Annotated in this window: 18 protein-coding genes; 9 read left to right on the plus strand and 9 right to left on the minus strand. The window is 71.4% G+C overall.

Features of this window, described 5'->3' with window-relative positions:
- Window positions 1-27 precede the first annotated feature (27 nt).
- The 3 genes from ACTMVF_RS14050 to ACTMVF_RS14060 all read right to left on the minus strand — a co-directional run bounded on the left by ACTMVF_RS14050 (window position 28) and on the right by ACTMVF_RS14060 (window position 3,693).
- On the minus strand, window positions 28-831 hold the full coding sequence (locus ACTMVF_RS14050) for a hypothetical protein (RefSeq protein WP_441271317.1): 804 nt from the start codon (window positions 829-831) through the stop codon (window positions 28-30).
- On the minus strand, window positions 831-2,099 hold the full coding sequence (locus ACTMVF_RS14055; protein ID WP_441271318.1) for a VWA domain-containing protein: 1,269 nt from the start codon (window positions 2,097-2,099) through the stop codon (window positions 831-833). The genes ACTMVF_RS14050 and ACTMVF_RS14055 overlap by 1 nt, the downstream gene beginning before the upstream one ends.
- Window positions 2,100-2,166: 67 nt before the next feature.
- A complete protein-coding gene (locus ACTMVF_RS14060) occupies window positions 2,167-3,693 on the minus strand; it encodes an IucA/IucC family protein (RefSeq protein WP_441271319.1) in 1,527 nt (508 codons plus the stop codon).
- 117 nt (window positions 3,694-3,810) lie between these two features.
- Here ACTMVF_RS14060 and ACTMVF_RS14065 point away from each other — a divergent pair, with 117 nt between their 5' ends.
- Genes ACTMVF_RS14065 through ACTMVF_RS14075 form a run of 3 tightly spaced genes read left to right on the plus strand, consistent with a single transcriptional unit; the run spans window position 3,811 to window position 6,517 of the window.
- Window positions 3,811-5,316, plus strand: coding sequence for an IucA/IucC family protein (locus ACTMVF_RS14065; protein WP_441271320.1), 1,506 nt, complete (start codon window positions 3,811-3,813; stop codon window positions 5,314-5,316).
- A 20-nt stretch (window positions 5,317-5,336) separates the two neighbouring features.
- Entirely contained in the window at window positions 5,337-6,242 is a 906-nt protein-coding gene (locus ACTMVF_RS14070) for a HipA family kinase (protein WP_441271321.1), read from the plus strand.
- Window positions 6,239-6,517, plus strand: coding sequence for a SelT/SelW/SelH family protein (locus ACTMVF_RS14075; protein WP_441271322.1), 279 nt, complete (start codon window positions 6,239-6,241; stop codon window positions 6,515-6,517). Before ACTMVF_RS14070 ends, ACTMVF_RS14075 begins: the two co-directional genes overlap by 4 nt.
- A 4-nt stretch (window positions 6,518-6,521) precedes the next feature.
- Here the strand turns inward: ACTMVF_RS14075 and aceB are convergent, their stop codons facing one another.
- Together aceB and ACTMVF_RS14085 are read right to left on the minus strand one after the other, a co-directional pair.
- Entirely contained in the window at window positions 6,522-8,147 is a 1,626-nt protein-coding gene (gene aceB / locus ACTMVF_RS14080) for a malate synthase A (RefSeq protein WP_441271323.1), read from the minus strand.
- A gap of 210 nt (window positions 8,148-8,357) precedes the next feature.
- On the minus strand, window positions 8,358-8,960 hold the full coding sequence (locus ACTMVF_RS14085) for a nucleotidyltransferase family protein (RefSeq protein WP_441271324.1): 603 nt from the start codon (window positions 8,958-8,960) through the stop codon (window positions 8,358-8,360).
- A 212-nt stretch (window positions 8,961-9,172) separates the two neighbouring features.
- Between ACTMVF_RS14085 and ACTMVF_RS14090 the strand changes: the two genes are divergently transcribed.
- The gene (locus ACTMVF_RS14090; RefSeq protein ID WP_441271325.1) at window positions 9,173-9,466 is read left to right on the plus strand and encodes a DUF5955 family protein; all 294 of its coding nucleotides are present in this window, start codon (window positions 9,173-9,175) and stop codon (window positions 9,464-9,466) included.
- 1 nt (window position 9,467) lies between these two features.
- Here the strand turns inward: ACTMVF_RS14090 and ACTMVF_RS14095 are convergent, their stop codons facing one another.
- Both ACTMVF_RS14095 and ACTMVF_RS14100 read right to left on the minus strand, forming a co-directional pair.
- Entirely contained in the window at window positions 9,468-10,154 is a 687-nt protein-coding gene (locus ACTMVF_RS14095) for a DUF6304 family protein (RefSeq protein ID WP_441271326.1), read from the minus strand.
- Between the two features lie 5 nt (window positions 10,155-10,159).
- Window positions 10,160-10,957 (minus strand): IclR family transcriptional regulator, encoded by a 798-nt coding sequence (locus tag ACTMVF_RS14100; RefSeq protein WP_441271327.1) that lies wholly within the window; start codon window positions 10,955-10,957, stop codon window positions 10,160-10,162.
- Window positions 10,958-11,205: 248 nt separating this feature from the next.
- Between ACTMVF_RS14100 and allB the strand changes: the two genes are divergently transcribed.
- Together allB and alc are read left to right on the plus strand one after the other, a co-directional pair.
- Window positions 11,206-12,546: an allantoinase AllB gene (gene allB, locus ACTMVF_RS14105; protein WP_441271328.1), complete on the plus strand. Its 1,341-nt coding sequence runs from the start codon at window positions 11,206-11,208 to the stop codon at window positions 12,544-12,546.
- 54 nt (window positions 12,547-12,600) lie between these two features.
- Window positions 12,601-13,716 (plus strand): allantoicase, encoded by a 1,116-nt coding sequence (gene alc / locus ACTMVF_RS14110; RefSeq protein WP_441271329.1) that lies wholly within the window; start codon window positions 12,601-12,603, stop codon window positions 13,714-13,716.
- A gap of 364 nt (window positions 13,717-14,080) precedes the next feature.
- Here the strand turns inward: alc and ACTMVF_RS14115 are convergent, their stop codons facing one another.
- On the minus strand, window positions 14,081-14,827 hold the full coding sequence (locus ACTMVF_RS14115; RefSeq protein ID WP_441271330.1) for a 3-oxoacyl-ACP reductase family protein: 747 nt from the start codon (window positions 14,825-14,827) through the stop codon (window positions 14,081-14,083).
- 99 nt (window positions 14,828-14,926) lie between these two features.
- Between ACTMVF_RS14115 and ACTMVF_RS14120 the strand changes: the two genes are divergently transcribed.
- The 3 genes from ACTMVF_RS14120 (at window position 14,927) to ACTMVF_RS14130 (ending at window position 16,999) form a co-directional block, all read left to right on the plus strand.
- Window positions 14,927-15,742 (plus strand): AIM24 family protein, encoded by an 816-nt coding sequence (locus ACTMVF_RS14120; RefSeq protein ID WP_441271331.1) that lies wholly within the window; start codon window positions 14,927-14,929, stop codon window positions 15,740-15,742.
- An 89-nt stretch (window positions 15,743-15,831) separates the two neighbouring features.
- Complete coding sequence (locus ACTMVF_RS14125) at window positions 15,832-16,458, plus strand: dihydrofolate reductase family protein (protein WP_441271332.1); 627 nt, start codon at window positions 15,832-15,834, stop codon at window positions 16,456-16,458.
- Between the two features lie 154 nt (window positions 16,459-16,612).
- Complete coding sequence (locus tag ACTMVF_RS14130) at window positions 16,613-16,999, plus strand: ribonuclease domain-containing protein (RefSeq protein WP_441271333.1); 387 nt, start codon at window positions 16,613-16,615, stop codon at window positions 16,997-16,999.
- Window positions 17,000-17,060: 61 nt separating this feature from the next.
- Here ACTMVF_RS14130 and ACTMVF_RS14135 read toward each other — a convergent pair whose 3' ends face one another.
- Complete coding sequence (locus ACTMVF_RS14135; protein ID WP_441271334.1) at window positions 17,061-17,261, minus strand: hypothetical protein; 201 nt, start codon at window positions 17,259-17,261, stop codon at window positions 17,061-17,063.
- Window positions 17,262-17,437 lie beyond the last annotated feature (176 nt).

Here is a 17,437-nt window from a genome sequence, read left to right on the forward strand (position 1 = left end):
AGGACAGCGGGCCCTTCCGGCTTCCCGTCAGGCGCCCGGTGGTACCTGCGAGGGCCGACCCGACCCGCGCGTCAGCGCATACCCGCCGACACCCGCGAGCGCGGCCAGCGCGCCGCCGATCGCCGTCCATACCCATCGGTCGGACCACCAGCCGGACGCCCAGCCGCCGCTGGGTTCGAGGCTCGCGAGCAGTCTCTTCTTGGTGTACTCCTCCTCGCCGCTCTCGGAGATGACACCGGCCCCCGGCACCAGCGGCTGGGCCAGCGACCCGTCCACCGCGGCCGCCCCGCCGATGTCCTTGGAGTCGACCCGGACCTCGGCGTCGACCGGCAGTCCGAGATCGGAGGTGGGCAGATCAATGACCGCCAGCCGGAGGTAGTACGTGCCCGGCAGCGGATCGTTGGCCCACGGCTCCGACCAGGCGCGGACGGTACGCAGGACGCAGGTCAGCTCCACGGACGCGGCACCCGCCGCGGCGGTGCGCGTCTGTGCCCCGGACTGGCAGGGCTGGCGGCGCCGCAGGCCGTCGTACACGTCGACCTGCCAGGTCTCGGCGGCGTGCGTGTCCGGCAGCTTCACCGTGGCCTTGACGGTGGGGCGCTGTCCGGCGTCCGCGGGAAACGACCAGTACAGGTAGTCGCCCGCGGAGGCGCTCGCCGTGGCCGTCTGCCCCTGCTCGACCTCGGTCGCCGTACGGAAGGAGGTGCCGGCCTCGGTCGGCGCGCCGCCGTCCTCCGACGCGCTCGGCGACGGTGAGGAGTCGGCGACCGCCGGACCCGCCGCCAGCCCCAGCGTCAGCAGGGACGCGCTCAACACACGTGTGATCCGCATCAGTTGGTCCTCCAGACCGCGACGCGCCAGCGTGACAGCCAGCCCCAGACGAGACCGGCGAGGAAGCCGGTGAGGATCAGCGCGCCCAGCAGCCACCAGCTGCGCCCGAGGCCGAAGGAGGCCACGTCGCTCGACGCGTCCGGCCCGTGCACGACGTCGATGGTCAGTTCGAGCGGCAGACCGGGGGTGGTCTTCACCCCGCCGTCCGCCGAGAAGGAGTGCGTGACCTGGAGGCACACGGTCTCGGGCGCGACCTCGCCCTCCACGTCCTCGTCCTCGGCCTTCGGGTAGCGCAGGCCCGTCGAGATCACATCGGTACGGCCGTTGCCCGCCGCCTCACCGCGGACGATCTCCCGGCCGCGCTCGGTCACCGCCCGCAGCAGCAGCCCGTACGCCGGATCCACCGCACGGTCGGCCGCGACGCTCACCGAGGCGCGCAGTTCCCGGCCGTGCGGGACCTGCACGCGGTACCAGCGCTGCTGCCCGAACTCCTCGCGGTCGGTGTACAGGCCGGACTGCAGCGTCGGGGCCTTCGCGCACTGGTCCGCGCCCGTCGTCGCGACCGGCGTCACCACCGGATCGGCCGCCCGGTCCACCAACTGGTTGACCTTGTCGGCGAGTTCGTCGGTGTGCTCGACCGACGTGAAGGTGCCACCGGTGGCCTCGGCGATGCAGCTGAGCTGCTGCCGCATCTTGGTGTTCGGGACCAGGCCGAGCGTGTCGATGGTCAGGCCGATGCCCTTGGCGGCGATCTCCCGGGCCACCTCGCACGGGTCGAGCGGCGCGCAGGTGTCCTCGCCGTCGCTGATCAGCACGATGCGCTTGGAGCCCTCGCCGCCGTCCAGGTCGTCGGCCGCCTTCAGCAGCGCGGGGCCGATCGGCGTCCAGCCGGTGGGCGTGAGGGTCGCCACCGCCGTCTTGGCCTCGGTGCGGTCCAGCGGGCCGACCGGGTAGAGCTGCGCGGTGTCCTTGCAGCCCGTCTTGCGGTCGTCGCCCGGGTAGTTGGCGCCGAGGGTGCGGATGCCGAGCTGGACCTCTTCCGGCGTCGCGTCCAGTACCTCGTTGAAGGCCTGCTTCGCGGCGGCCATGCGCGACTGGCCGTCGATGTCCTTCGCCCGCATCGAACCGCTGACGTCGATCACGAGATCGACTTTCGGAGCGGTGGCGGTGGTCTCGTCGGCGACCGCCCCGGCCGGGAACGCTATCCCGGCCGTGAGCGCGGCGAGCAGGGCACAGAGCCCGGCCGCCAGCCGTTGTGTTCTGATCATCGGCGGATCTTATTGATCAGAGGTGTTCCGCTTCAAAACGAGATCGGAACACCTGCCGGTCAACCGCTCAGAACACCTCGGTGACCAGCGGATTGGGGAGCTCCGCCCACTGATCCCCGGGCGTCCCCGGCGACAGCCGCATCAGCGTCAACGCCTTCGTGGGCAGCGGCGCGTCGAGCAGCGCCGCCAGATCGGAGGTGCCCGGCAGATCCCGTACGACCGCCTCCAGCGCCCCGCGCAGCGCGGCCCCCGAGCCGGCCGTACCCGCCAGCGCCCCGGCCACCAGCGAGCCGAACAGCTTGCGGCGCAGGGTCGTCACATCGTCCGTGACGATCCGGCCGGTCAGCTCCGGCACGGGAATGCCGTGCCGGGCCAGCCGGGCCGGGCTCACGCGGATGTCGGCGAGGTCGCGGTAGACCAGGCGCACCGGGAAGCCGCTGGCGGACAGCACCACGAGCAGGTTCTGACCGTGCGCCTCCAGCGCGACCCCCAGCTCCAGCAGCCGCAGCCCCACGGTGAGGGCGAGACGCGTGAACTCGGCCAGCCAGGCGGGGGATTCGGGCAACGCGGTGGTGGCGAGCGCGGCCACCGGTACGACCCGCTCCCCGAGCCCCGCGTACTCCTGCGGCGACTCGCGTACGACCGCGGCCAGATCCGGTGAGTTCGCGGTGGCGGCCCCCAAGGTACGGGTGACGTGCAGCAGCCCGTCCGTCCGCGCCGCCAGCGTCTCCGCGAAGTCCGACAACGTGGCCGACAGGGCGATCGAGTACACCGAGATGTCCCGCACCGAGGACGTCAGCCGGGCACTCAGCGCGGTCTTGATGTGCGGTCCCTCGGGGAGGGCGAGCGTCCGCAGGGACATGAGCGGATGCGCGGCGATGCCATCGCCGTGGGGATCGCGGGGGCGCTTGAGCACATGCTCGGCCTGCCATGGATGCACGGGGATCAGCAGCCGCTCCCCGTCCCGCATCCCCTGCGGCCACGCGCCCGTCACCAGGCACTCGTCCGCCCGCACCGGCACCAGCCCCAGCGGGACCACCGGCCGGTGCTCGGGCCCGTACGCCAGCTGCTCGGCGACCGAGAAACCGGGCCGGGAACGGCAGTTGGGGTGGAACGGATGCCCGTCCACCACCCGCTGCTCCCACTCCCAGTCGCGCAACGGCCACTCCTTCGAGTGAGCGTTCTGCCCGGCCCCCTGCCCGGCCCGCGACAGCGCCAACGAGGCGACGCTGTGGCCGAGTTCGGCGGCGAGGGACGTGCCGTGCGGTACGGAGAGGCCGGCCGGCAGCCGGGCCGGATCGTCGTACGACGTCTCGTCGAGCCGCACGGCGGTGACGTACGCGGCGGTGGCGTACGGGTCCGGGTGCGGGCCGTGCAGCCGACGGCCGTCGGAAAGGCGCAGGGTGAGGCCCTCCCGGCCTTGCTCACGGCCGGCGACCCAGGGCAGGGGTTCGTGCGTGAGCGCACGCCACAGCCGGGTCAGCACCGCCGCGCGGGCCCCGGGGAGCTCGGCCGCGTAGCGCGACGCGAGTTCGGGGCGGACATCGGCCAGTTCGGCGGCGACCTCGGCCTCGGCGCTGGGGGGACGGTGCACGGGCGGGCTCCTCGGGTACGAGTAGGGCGTCGGGGCAGGCACCGACGACAGACATACTGATCGTCTTCCCGCCTGAGCGGACCGTAGAGACCGTCTTGACCGGACCGTAGAGAACGAGTGGATCGCGTGCACCTCAACCCTCCACCCGCCGCCGACGTCGCGGAACGCGCCGACGCCCACGCGGTCGCGCCCCTGCTCAACTGCCTGTTGCGCGAGGTGGCCGAACCGTACGGCGGGTCCGGTGAGCGGCAGGTGTACCGGCTGACCGGCACGGGCCGCCTGCTGCGGGTCCTCGGTGAGCGGCGGCCCGCCGAGCCCGAGGTGCGGGTGGCCGGCGCCTGGCAGCGGCTCGGGCACACCGAGCTCGTCAAACTCGTCGCCGACGAACTGCGCCGCCACACCGGTCTGTCCAACCACGAACTGCCCGCCGAGATGATCGACAGCCGGGACGCGGTGGCCGCGCTGCTCACGGCGCGCGCGCGTGCGACGCCCCCGGACGACCCGTACCTGCGCTCCGAGCAGTCCCTCCTCACCGGCCACCCCTACCACCCCGCACCCAAGGCGCGCGGCGGCGGCCCGGTCGCGGCCTGGCTGCCCTACGCTCCCGAGGCGCACGCCCGCTTCCCGCTGACGCTGCTCGGCCTGCGCGAGGACGCGGTCGTGGAAGAGGGTGACACCTCCGCCCTGGACGCCCTCGGCGAGGCGCCGCCCGGCTACCGGCTGCTGCCCGCGCACCCCTGGCAGCTCGACCTGGTCGGCCCGGAGCTCGCCGGGGCGTTCGCGGACGGCAGGCTGCTGCGGCTGGGCACCACCGGCTTCGACGCCTGGCCGACGGCCGCGATCCGCACGCTGTACGCCCCCGAGCGCGATCTCTTCCTCAAGTTCAGCCTGGACGTGCGCATCACCAACGACATCCGCCGGCTGTGGCGTCACGACCTGCTGAAACTCCGACGCACCGACACGGCCGCGGCCACCGCCTTCGCCGCGCTCGACGGCCCCGCCCGCTGGCTCGGCGACCGCGGCTACCGCACCGCCGACTTCGCCTTCGAGGAACTCGCGGTCCTGGTCCGCGACGGCTTCCACGACCGTCTGCTCCCCGGCACGACCCCGCTGCTCGCCGCCGGGCTCGTCGAGGGCTTCGAGGGCAGCCCGCTCGCCGCCGCCGAGAATCCCGAGGCTTGGTGGGAGGCGTACCTGGCCCAGGTCGTCCCGCCCGCCCTCGCGGTCTTCGCCGACCACGGCGTCGTACTCGAGGCGCACCTGCAGAACACGCTGGTCGCCGTGGACGCCGACGGCCTCCCCGCGCAGGCCCTCTTCCGGGACGCCGAGGGCGTCAAGCTGCTGTCCGAGGTGGAGCGGGCGGCGGGCTGGGAGCGGCTGGTGTACTGCCTGGTCGTCAACCACCTCGTCGAGATCGCCGCCGCCCTCGTCGAACGCCACCCGACGCTGGACCCCTGGCCCGCCGCCCGCCGCGAGCTGGCCCGCCACGACCTTCCCGAGATCCCGCAGCTGCTCGCGGCCCCAAGCCTCCCCGGCAAGACCAACCTGCTGCTGCGCTGGACGGGCGCGGACGGCGCCGACGCCCGCTACCTGCCTCTTCCCAACCCGCTGGCCGGTACATGACCTGAACTACCCTGGCCGGTGTGCTGCGCGACGTGACTGCTGTTCGATACGTGACCCCCTTGCGGTCCGGCGGCTCCGTGCCCGGAGTCGTCGAGGCCGACGACCTGGGCACGTACGTCGTCAAGTTCACCGGCTCCGCGCAGGGCCGCAAGGCGCTGGTCGCCGAGGTGATTGTCGGCGAACTGGCCCGCGCCCTGGGGCTGCGCTTCCCCGAACTGGTCCTGGTCCACTTCGATCCCGCGATCGCGGAGCACGAGCCGCACCAGGAGGTGCGGGAGCTGCACGCGTCCAGCGCGGGGGTCAACCTCGGCATGGACTATCTGCCGGGCGCGGCGGACTTCACCCCGGAGGTCGCCGAGGCCTTCCGCGTCGACCCGCTGGAGGCCGGCCGGATCGTCTGGCTGGACGCCCTGACCACGAACGTCGACCGTACGGTGCACAGCTCGAACCTGATGATCTGGCCCACCCTCGGGACCGTCCCCCCGCACCTGTGGCTGATCGACCACGGGGCGGCCCTGGTCTTCCACCACCGCTGGGACGGCTCCGATCCCGAGAAGGCGTACGACTTCCGCCACCACGCCCTGGGCCACTACGCCCCGGACGTGCGGGCGGCCGACGCGGAGCTGGCGCCCAAGGTGACCGAGGAACTGCTGCGGGAGATCGTGGCAGAGGTCCCGGATCCCTGGCTGACCGACTTCGCCTCACCCGACGAGGCACGTGAGGCCTACGTGACGTACCTCCACGCGCGCGTGCGCGCCTCGCAGCAGTGGCTGCCCACGGACTTCCCCAGCCGGGAGGAGCTCGCCGCCGAGGAGGCCCTCCGGGCGGCGAGGACACAGCAAGGCCGGCCGAAGTGGCTGCAGCGGGTCCCCGACCTGCACGGCAAGCCGGCCGCGGAACAGGATTGGTCGGTGCACCTCGGATGAGTGGCCGTGTGGAGATCGAGTACTGCACCCAGTGCCGCTGGCTGCCACGCGCGGCATGGCTGGCTCAGGAGCTGCTCACCACCTTCGAGGCGGAGCTGTCCGAGCTGGCGCTGAAGCCCGGCAAGGGCGGCGTCTTCGTCGTCCGCGTCGACGACGAGGTCGTATGGGACCGCAAGGAACAGGGGTTCCCGGAGCCCACCGCCGTGAAGCAGGCCGTACGCGACCGAGTGGCCCCGGGGAAGCCCCTGGGCCACTCGGACAGAACGGTTTCCTGAGGGCTCAGCCCTTGAGCTGCTCGTACGCCGGCAGCGTCAGGAAGTCCGCGTAGTTCTCGTCGAGGGAGACCTCCAGGAGCAGGTCGTGGGCCTGCTGCCAGTGGCCGGCCGCGAAGGCCTCCTCGCCGATCTCCGCGCGGATGTTGGACAGCTCCTCGGCGGCGACCTTGCGGGCCAGCTCCGGGGTGGCCTTCTCGCCGTTCTCGAACTCGACGCCCGCGTTGATCCACTGCCAGATCTGGGAGCGGGAGATCTCGGCGGTGGCCGCGTCCTCCATGAGGTTGAAGATGGCGACCGCGCCGAGGCCGCGCAGCCAGGCCTCGATGTAGCGGATGCCGACCTGGACGGCGTTGACCAGGCCCGGGTACGTCGGCTTGGCGTCCAGGGAGTCGACGGCGATCAGGTCGGCCGCCTCGACGTGGACGTCCTCGCGTAGGCGGTCCTTCTGGTTCGGCTTGTCGCCGAGGACCTTGTCGAAGGACTCCATGGCGATCGGGACCAGGTCGGGGTGGGCCACCCAGGAGCCGTCGAAGCCGTCGCCGGCCTCGCGGTCCTTGTCGGCGCGGACCTTCTCGAAGGCCACCTTGTTGACCTCGGCGTCCCGGCGGGACGGGATGAACGCCGCCATGCCGCCGATCGCGTGCGCGCCGCGCTTGTGGCAGGTGCGGACGAGGAGTTCGGTGTACGCCCGCATGAACGGGGCCGTCATCGTCACCGCGTTGCGGTCCGGGAGGACGAACTTGGCGCCGCCGTCACGGAAGTTCTTGACGATGGAGAACAGGTAGTCCCAGCGGCCGGCGTTCAACCCCGAGGCGTGGTCGCGGAGTTCGTAGAGGATCTCCTCCATCTCGTACGCCGCCGTGATCGTCTCGATCAGGACGGTCGCGCGGACGGTGCCCTGCGGGATGCCGACGTAGTCCTGCGCGAAGACGAACACCTCGTTCCAGAGGCGGGCCTCCAGGTGCGACTCCGTCTTCGGGAGGTAGAAGTACGGGCCCTTGCCGAGGTCGAGCAGACGCTGGGCGTTGTGGAAGAAGTACAGGCCGAAGTCGACCAGCGCGCCGGGGACCGGGGTGCCGTCCGCGTCGACGAGGTGGCGCTCGTTCAAGTGCCAGCCGCGGGGGCGCATGACGACCGTGGCCAGCTCCTCGTTCGGGCGCAGGGCGTACGACTTGCCGGTGCGCTCGTCCGTGAAGTCGATGTTCCTGGTGTACGCGTCGGCCATGTTCACCTGGCCGAGGATCACGTTCTCCCAGGTGGGAGCCGAGGCGTCCTCGAAGTCCGCGAGCCAGATCTTCGCGCCCGAGTTGAGGGCGTTGATGGTCATCTTGCGGTCGGTGGGGCCGGTGATCTCCACCCGGCGGTCCTGGAGCGCGGGCGGGCACGGGGCCACCCGCCAGGAGTCGTCCGCGCGGATCGCGGCCGTCTCGGGGAGGAAGTCGAGGGTGGACGTACGGGCGATCTCGGCGCGGCGCTCCGCACGGCGGGCGAGGAGCTCGTCACGCCGGGGCGTGAACCGGCGGTGCAGCTCGGCCACGAAGGCGAGGGCCGCCTCGTTAAGGACCTCCTCCTGCCGGGGCAGGGGCTCGGCGTCGACGATGGCCAGCGGGGACGGCGCTGGTGCGGACATGAGCTGTCACTTCCTTCAGCGAGCTAACGAAGACGAGCGGTCGAGCTTTGGCACCGGGTGCCAGTCTTCCCGGGTACGGCGAGGAACGCCCGGGGAACGGTCGGGCGCTTCTGAACAGTGGATACTAGTTTCCTCATAGTGGAAGTTCAATTGTTTGTTGACATCGAGATTCTCTGAGTCGAGGCAAGGTGGCTCCGGGTGCCACCGCGCTTACTCAAGGTGGGCGAGATCGGCCTCCGTGTCGATGTCGTACGGCCGCGCCACATCCCCGCACTCGACGAGACGGACGGCCGCCGCACGCTCCTTCAGATAGGCGCGTGCCCCTCGATCGCCGGTCGCAGTCGCCGCGATGCCCGCCCAATGGGCGGCGCCGAAGAGAACGGGATGCCCGCGTACGCCGTCGTACGCGGCCGAGGCGAGCGACGTCTCGTCCTCGTACGCGGCCAGCACGCGCGCGACCGCCTCCGCTCCGATGCCGGGCTGGTCGACGAGCGAGACGAGCGCCGCCCTCGCCCCCGTACCGGCGAGCGAGTCGAGCCCGGCGCGCAGGGAGGAGCCCATCCCGTCCGCCCAGTCGGGGTTCTCCACCAGCACACAGTCACTGAGCTCCGCCCGCTCCCGTACGGCGGCGGCCTGCGCGCCCAGCACCACGTGCACGCGGGCACAGCCGGCCGCGCGCAGCACCCCGACGGCGTGCTCGACGAGCGGCCGGCCGCGGTGCTGGAGGAGTGCCTTGGGGCGTCCGCCGAGCCGTCGTCCACCGCCCGCGGCGAGCAGCAGACCGGCGACCTGGGGTGCTTCCTTCTCCGTCATGCGTCCTGCATACCTGACGCCCACGGGTGCGCCGGGTTTCCTTGGGCTGAATTTCGGTCCGTACGGTGGCGCGCCCGGCAGGGGTGGCGTTTACTGACCCGCGTCCCGGCGCCCGACCAACGCCAGGGTGGCTCAATGGGGGAGCGGGACTACTGGCGCACAACGGCGTGCGAGGGGGGAGTGCTGTGTTGCGGAGCTTGGGACAGAGGCCGGTGACGGGCAGCGACGAGGACCCGAGGGTGGCGGAACTGCGGACGGCGGTGTCACGTCTGCGCCGCGAACTCGCCGCGCATCCCTCCGAGTTCCCCGACCGGGTCATCGCCGAGGACGAGCTTGCCGCGCTGGCCGCGATGGCGGTCGACGGGGTGCCGGAGACACCGCGGCTGCGGAGGTCCTTGCTCTTGATCGCGGGGGCGATCGGGTCCGTGAGCGCGTTGTCGCGGGGCTTGTCGGATGTTCGTAACGCCGTGGATCTGTTCGGGGAGCAGTCGCGCGGGCGGGGTTAGCTCACCGGAGCGGACCCAGGTAGGGGAACGGCCCCCGGTAGCCCCGGTCCGAGGTCCGGTGCTCGAACTCCTCGCAGAGCCATGTCTCCTGTACGAACTCCGTGCGCTCCTGCCAGATCGCGAAGATGCCGTGCGGGCCGTGTTTGCCGTCGCACCGCCGGTAGAGGTCCTTGGCGTCACGGAAGCAGGCCAGCCCCGCCATCAGCGGGGGGCCGCCGGGGCTGTAGTCGGACCAGGCGCACGCGACGCACGCCTTGATCCGTGCCCCTCGCGGCAGTTGGCGCTGGATGTCGTGCAGCGCCCCCTCGAATTCGTCCTGGCTTTCCGTGTTGCGGTACTCGTGCCCGTCGAGGCGCAGGGTGGTGATCAGGCTCTGCTCGTCCAGGCCCGGGCCCACCGGCTCCCCGAGCCGCAGGGCGCAGTGCAGCACTCCCGCTCGCACGCCCTGCCCCTCGACCTCGACGGGCATCGGCACCTCCCACTCCAGGAGGCAGGAGCACAGGGCCCCGTCGAGGAAGGAGAACACCTGCTCGGGCGGGGTCCCGCTCAGGGCGCCGAGGTCGTCCATCATGTCGCCCTCGAAGACGACACCCCTGATCGTCGTACGGATCGACTCCCGGCCGTCGGACTCGAAGACGATCTCCTCCGAGCCGTGCCGGTCGGTGTACCGCCCGGGCCAGCGCTGCATGGCCGTCAGGCGTGGTTCTGGCTGGCCAGTGCCTCGGACAGTTCGCCGGCCACCTGCTGCAGCACCGGCACGATCTTGTCCGTCGCGGCCTCCGTGACACGGCCGGCCGGGCCCGAGATCGAGATCGCGGCCGCGGTGGGGGAGTTGGGGACGGAGACCGCCAGGCAGCGGACGCCGACCTCCTGCTCGTTGTCGTCGATCGCGTAGCCGTTGCGTCGCACGTCCTCCAGGGCCGCCAGGAAGCCGTCCGGGGTGGTGATCGTCTTCTCCGTGGCGGCGGGCATGCCGGTGCGGTACAGCAGGGCGCGCACCTCCTCCGGCGGGAACCCGGCGAGCAGCGCCTTGCCGACACCGGTCGAGTGCGGCAGCACGCGTCGGCCGACCTCGGTGAACATGCGCATCGAGTGCTTGGACGGCACCTGGGCGACGTACACGATCTCGTCGCCGTCGAGCAGGGCCATGTTGGCCGTCTCGCCGGTCTCCTCGACCAGCCGGGCGAGGTAGGGCCGGGCCCAGGTGCCGAGCAGCCGGGCGGCGGACTCACCGAGGCGGATCAGGCGCGGGCCGAGCGCGTAGCGGCGGTTGGGCTGCTGGCGTACGTATCCGCACGCGACGAGCGTCCGCATGAGGCGGTGGATGGTGGGAAGCGGCAGCCCGCTGCTCGCGGACAGCTCGCTGAGACCCACCTCGCCGCCCGCGTCCGCCATCCTCTCCAGCAGGTCGAAGGCGCGCTCGAGGGACTGGACACCGCCGCCGTTGCTGGACCTGGCGGAGTCGGTGGTGCTGGCGCTGGACGTCGGCACGGCGCTTCCTTTCGGGACCGGTGGGAGGGCGCAAGCCTACCCGCCAGTTGGTTGACTCCCCGCTTGTACGTAGCTACGTTCTGCGTGCTGGAATTCTAATTCCGCTTTGTGGAAACGTCCAGAGTGCGTGGGGTGGGTGCACTGTGGAGAAGTGTGCCCTTGACGGCACGGGAACGGGAGCGGAGACTCCTTCAACAGAAAGTTGAATTCCGTTACGCGGAAGTTAACGGCGGCAGAGAGGGGTCCGGGTGTCCGACGTCGAACTGGTGCTGCGCTCGACGCGCGTCATCACTCCGGAGGGGACGCGGGCCGCTTCGGTCGCGGTCTCCGCCGGCAAGATCACGGCCGTACTCGGGTACGACGCCGAAGTCCCGGCCGGCGCCCGGCTTGAGGACCTCGGCGACGACGTCCTGCTGCCCGGCCTGGTCGACACGCACGTGCACGTCAACGACCCCGGCCGCACCGAGTGGGAGGGCTTCTGGACCGCCACGCGCGCGGCGGCGGCCGGCGGCATCACCACCCTCGTCGACATGCCGCTCAACTCCCTCCCGCCCACCACGACGGTCGAGCACCTCCGCACCAAGCAGGACGTGGCCGCCGACAAGGCGCACATCGACGTGGGCTTCTGGGGCGGCGCCCTGCCCGACAACGTCAAGGACCTGCGCCCGCTGCACGAGGCCGGCGTCTTCGGCTTCAAGGCCTTCCTGTCGCCGTCCGGCGTGGACGAGTTCCCGCACCTGTCCCAGGACCAGCTCGCCCAGTCCCTGGCGGAGATCGCCTCCTTCGGTGGCCTGCTGATCGTGCACGCCGAGGACCCGCACCACCTCGACGCCGCCCCGCAGCAGGGTGGCCCCAAGTACGCCGACTTCCTGGCCTCGCGCCCGCGCGACGCGGAGGACACGGCGATCGCCCAGCTGATCGCCCAGGCAAGACGCCTCCACGCGCGCGTGCACGTCCTCCACCTGTCCTCGTCCGACGCGCTGCCGCTGATCGCCGAGGCCAAGCGGGACGGCGTACGGATCACCGTCGAGACCTGCCCGCACTACCTGACCCTCACCGCCGAGGAAGTCCCGGACGGCGCCAGCGAGTTCAAGTGCTGCCCGCCGATCCGCGAGTCCGCCAACCAGGACCTGCTCTGGCAGGCGCTGGCCGACGGCACGATCGACTGCGTGGTGACCGACCACTCGCCGTCCACGGCCGACCTGAAGACCGGCGACTTCGCGACCGCCTGGGGCGGTATCTCCGGGCTCCAGCTGAGCCTGGCGGCGGTGTGGACCGAGGCCCGCCGGCGCGGGCACGGTCTGGAGGACGTGGTCCGCTGGATGTCCGCGCGAACCGCCGAACTGGTCGGGCTCGACGACCGCAAGGGCGCCATCGAGGCGGGCCGAGACGCCGACTTCGCCGTCCTCGCGCCCGACGAGACGTTCACCGTGGACCCGGCCGCCCTCCAGCACCGCAACCGTGTGACGGCGTACGCGGGCAAGACCCTGTACGGCGTCGTGAAATCCACCTGGCTGCGAGGCGAACGCATCGTCGCGGAGGGTGAGTTCACCGACCCGAAGGGCCACCTGCTCGCCCGCGCCCGCTGACCACTCCTCCACCCTCCCGCACCCGCAGCGGCCGATTCCTGAAAGGCACACCTCGTGACGGCGATACCCAGCTTCACCGGCGACGCGAACCCCTACGGAGGCGGCGACCCGTACGCGGACTACCGCACCGCCGACTTCCCCTTCACCCAGTACGCCAACCTCGCCGACCGCCGGCTCGGCGCGGGTGTCGTCGCCGCCAACGACGAGTTCTTCGCCCAGCGCGAGAACCTGCTGGTGCCCGAGCGGGCCGAGTTCGACCCCGAGCACTTCGGGCACAAGGGCAAGATCATGGACGGCTGGGAGACGAGGCGTCGCCGCGGCGCGTCCGCCGACCACCCCTGGCCGACGGCCGAGGACCACGACTGGGCGCTGGTGCGCCTCGGGGCGCCCGGGGTGATCCGCGGGATCGTCGTCGACACGGCCCACTTCCGCGGCAACTACCCGCAGGCGGTGTCCATCGAGGGCACGTCGGTGCCGGGCTCGCCGTCGCCCGAGGAACTCCTGGCGGACGACGTGAAGTGGACCACGCTGGTGCCGCGCACCCCGGTGGGCGGACACGCGGCGAATGGTTTCTCCATCGCCGTCGAACAGCGCTTCACCCACCTCCGGGTCAACCAGCACCCCGACGGCGGCGTCGCCCGCCTGCGCGTGTACGGCGAGGTGGCACCGGACCCGCGGTGGCTGGAGGTGCTGAGCACCTTCGACGTGGTCGCCCTGGAGAACGGCGGCCAGGTCGAGGACGCCTCGAACCTCTTCTACTCACCCGCCACGAACACCATCCAGCCCGGCCGCTCCCGCAAGATGGACGACGGCTGGGAGACCCGCCGACGCCGCGACCAGGGCAACGACTGGATCCGCTACCGGCTGGTGGCGCAGTCCCAGATCCGGGCGATCGAGATCGACACGGCGTACCTGAAGGGCAACAGCGCCGGCTGGGCGTCGGTGTCGGTCAAGGACGGCGAGGAGGGTGAGTGGACCGAGATCCTCCCGCGCACCCGCCTCCAGCCCGACACCAACCACCGCTTCGTCCTGCCGACCCCCGCCGTCGGCACCCACGCGCGCGTGGACATCTTCCCGGACGGCGGCATCTCCCGACTGCGACTGCACGGCTCGCTCACGGAGCAGGGAGCGGCGGGACTGGCGGCCCGGCACCAGGAACTGGGCGGCTGAGCAGGCGACACCTCCGGGCAGCATTTTCGAAACGCCGGCCGGGAAACCCCAGCCCGTCCGGCGTTCGACTTCCGGCGGGGGAGCTCCGCCTCTGGTCGCCGGCCTGCGTTATTCAGCCCTGTAGGCGGCTTGACCTCTTGACGCCGGTCCGGGCATTTCGGCTTGCCCGGCGTTTGAGGACGGGGTCGCGCCGTCCCTAGCCCCACCCACCCGTAGGGGGCCTGGCCTGTCAACGCCGGCCGGCATCATTCAGCCTGTCCGGCGCTTGAGGACGAGGCCCCTTCAGGGCCGAAGCGGGGGTCTGGGGGCGGCAGCCCCCAGGGGCGGGACGGGTAGGGGCGGCGGGGGCGAAAAAACCCCCGCATCACGCCGCGTGGCCCCCGTCCACCGCGAACTCCGCCCCCGTGACGTAGTCCGCCCCCGCCAGATACGCCACCGTCCCCGCCACTTCGTCGGCCGTCCCGAACCGCCCCAGGGCGGTCATCGCCGCCTGGTCCGGCGCATACGGACCACCCGCCGGGTTCATGTCCGTGTCGATGGGACCGGGATGGACGATGTTCGCGGTGATGCCGCGCGCCCCCAACTCTCGCGCCAGGGCTTTCGTCAGGCCGACGAGGGCCGACTTGCTGGTCGCGTAGAGCGTTCCGCCCGGGCCCGGCACCCGCTGGGCCATGCAGCTGCCGATCGTGATGATCCGACCCCCTGCCGTCATGCGGGCGGCCGCTGCCTGGGAGGCCAGGAAGACGCCCCGGACATTCACGGCGAGAACCCGGTCCACGTCCGCGAGCGACAGTCCCTCCAGGGGGCCCAGGACGCCCACGCCCGCGTTGTTCACCAGCACGTCCAGACCCCCGAGTGTCTCCGCCGTACGCCGCACCGCGCCCTCCGCCTCGTCCGCGTCGCCGGCGTCCGCCCGCAGGGCCACCGCTCGCCGCCCCAGCGACTGGACGGCCCGTACGACCTCCTCGGCCGCCTCCTTGCCGCTGACGTAGGTCACGGCGACGTCCGCGCCCTCCCGCGCGAGCCGCAGTGCCGTCGCCGCGCCGATGCCGCGGCTGCCGCCGGTGACCAGTGCGATCTTGCCGTGCAGGGTTCCGTAAGTCGTTGTCATGGGTCCATCCCACCGCCGTGCGCATCCGAGCGCTGGCGGCGAACGGACGTCGAGACCAGCGAACGGAACTCTTTGATCCGGTTCTCTCGTTCACCCCATGTGACTCTTCAGCAAGAAATCGTCGGCAATGCCATGCAGATGGCGGTGGTCAGCCTTCAGCCCGGCCAGACCGTGTACTGCGAGGCGGGCAAGTTCCTGTTCAAGACCACCAACGTGACCATGGAGACCCGCCTGACGGGCCCGTCCAACGGCGGCGGCCAGCCCCAGGCAGGCGGCGGTGGCGGCATGGGCGGCATGCTCCGCCAGGCCATGGGCACCGCCATGCAGGTCGGCCAGCGCGTCCTCGCGGGCGAGTCGATCGCGTTCCAGTACTTCACGTCCCAGGGCGGAGAGGGCACCGTCGGCTTCGCGGGCGTACTCCCGGGTGAGATGCGCGCCCTGGAGCTCGACGGCACGCGCGCGTGGTTCGCCGAGAAGGACGCCTTCGTCGCCGCCGAGTCCACCGTCGACTTCGGCATCGCCTTCCAGGGCGGCAGGACCGGCATGAAGGGCGGCGAGGGCTTCGTCCTGGAGAAGTTCACCGGGCACGGCACGGTGATCATCGCCGGCGCCGGCAACTTCATCGACCTCAACCCGGCCGACTTCGGCGGCCGCATCGAGGTCGACACGGGCTGCGTCGTCGCCTTCGAGGAGGGCATCCAGTACGGCGTCCAGCGCATCGGCGGCCTCAACCGCCAGGGCCTGATGAACGCCGTCTTCGGCGGCGAGGGCCTCTCCCTGGCCACCCTGGAGGGCAACGGCCGCGTCATCCTGCAGTCCCTCACCATCGAGAGCCTGGCCAACGCCCTGAAGAAGGCCCAGGGCGGCGACAAGCAGGGCCCGACGGGCGGCCTGTTCTCGACGAACGCGGGCTGAGGCGGCAGCCGGCCGACCGATGAGTTGCGAGTGCCGGTGGGGTCTGAGGTGATGACAGCAGATCCCACCCCGGAAAAGAGGCACTCCTCATGGGCAAGCTCGTCTCCACCCTCTTCGTCACGCTCGACGGCGTCTACCAGGCGCCCGGCGGCCGGGAGGAGGACACCCGCGGCGGCTTCGAGCACGGCGGCTGGGTCTTTCCCTACGCCGACGACGACTTCGGACAGTTCATCAACGAGGTCTTCGCGCGCCCGGCCGCCTTCCTCCTCGGGCGCCGTACGTACGACATCTTCGCGTCGTTCTGGCCGAAGGTGACCGATCCCCTCGACCCCGTCGCCTCCCGGCTCAACGCACTGCCGAAGTACGTCGCCTCCTCGACACTGACGGACCCCGAGTGGGCCGGTACCACCGTGATCAGCGGCGATCTCGGCAAGGAGGTCACCGCCCTCAAGGAGCGCACCGACGGCGAGCTCCAGGTGCACGGCAGCGGCGCCCTCGTCAGGTCGCTGCTGTCCCTCGGCCTCGTCGACACCCTCCACCTGCTGACCTTCCCGGTCGTGCTCGGCACGGGCCACCGCCTGTTCACCGAGGGCGCCGTACCCACCGCGTTCAGGCACACCGCCGGCCGCACCACGGGCAAGGGCGTCGCCATCCACTCGTACGACCTCGCCGGCCGACCCGAATACGGCTCGTTCGAGCTGCCCGAGAACGGGTGACGACCCGTCCGCGGCGTTCTCGCACGACCACCTATGGAGATCGCGTGAGAACGCCGGGGCGCACGTTAACTTCCCGAAAACTCATCGGACTTGCCGGGAAATTCTCCACCGTTGTCATTGACATGCCACTGTCTACGCGCGTCATCATGAAGCCATGAGATTCCCCCCACGAATCACCCGCATCGGCGCCGCAGCCGCCGTCCTGTCCGCCCTCCTCGTCGGCGGCACCGTCACTGCCACTCCGGCGGCCGCCGCGGTCGGCAGCATCTGCTACGGCGACCTGCCCTCCCAGGCGCACGACACGCTCGACCTGATCGCGCAGGGCGGCCCCTACCCGTACTCGCAGGACGGCACCGTCTTCCAGAACCGGGAAGGCATCCTGCCCAGCCAGTCGACCGGGTACTACCACGAGTACACGGTCATCACCCCTGGTTCGTCTACGCGCGGAGCTCGCCGGATCGTCACCGGTGAGGAGAACCGGGAGGACTACTACACGGCCGACCACTACGCGTCGTTCGACCTGATCAACTACGGCTGCTGAGGCCCGCAGATCACGGTCGGCGCCGAGGAACGGTGCGACCGGCCGGGAGTCCGGTCCGCGCTCAACCGGACTTCCGGCTCTCGGCGGCGGCGAACAGCGCGAACGCCAGCACCAGCAGTGCGACGCTCGCGTAGATCTCGAAGCCGTCGAGGAAGCCGATCCGCTGCACGAGTCCCCAGTGCCAGTCGGTGAACTCGTGCACCAGGCCCGCGACGCCCTGCACCAGGGCGATGAATCCAAGGAACTCCAGCAACTGCTTCATGCCATGACTCTCGCCCCGCGGACCCCCCACACCAATCGGCCGCGGGGCGAGCCATGCCCGACGGAAGTCCACGTTCCGCGGCGGCCCGCCGCGACCAAGGTCTCCGGTGCCGCGACTTTGGTCGTCGATCGGACCCGAGGGGCCGCACCAGGGTCCGGTACTGCGTAGATTTGTCG

Origin of the sequence: Streptomyces sp. SD31 (genome assembly GCF_052068475.1) — a bacterium.
GTDB lineage: Bacteria > Actinomycetota > Actinomycetes > Streptomycetales > Streptomycetaceae > Streptomyces.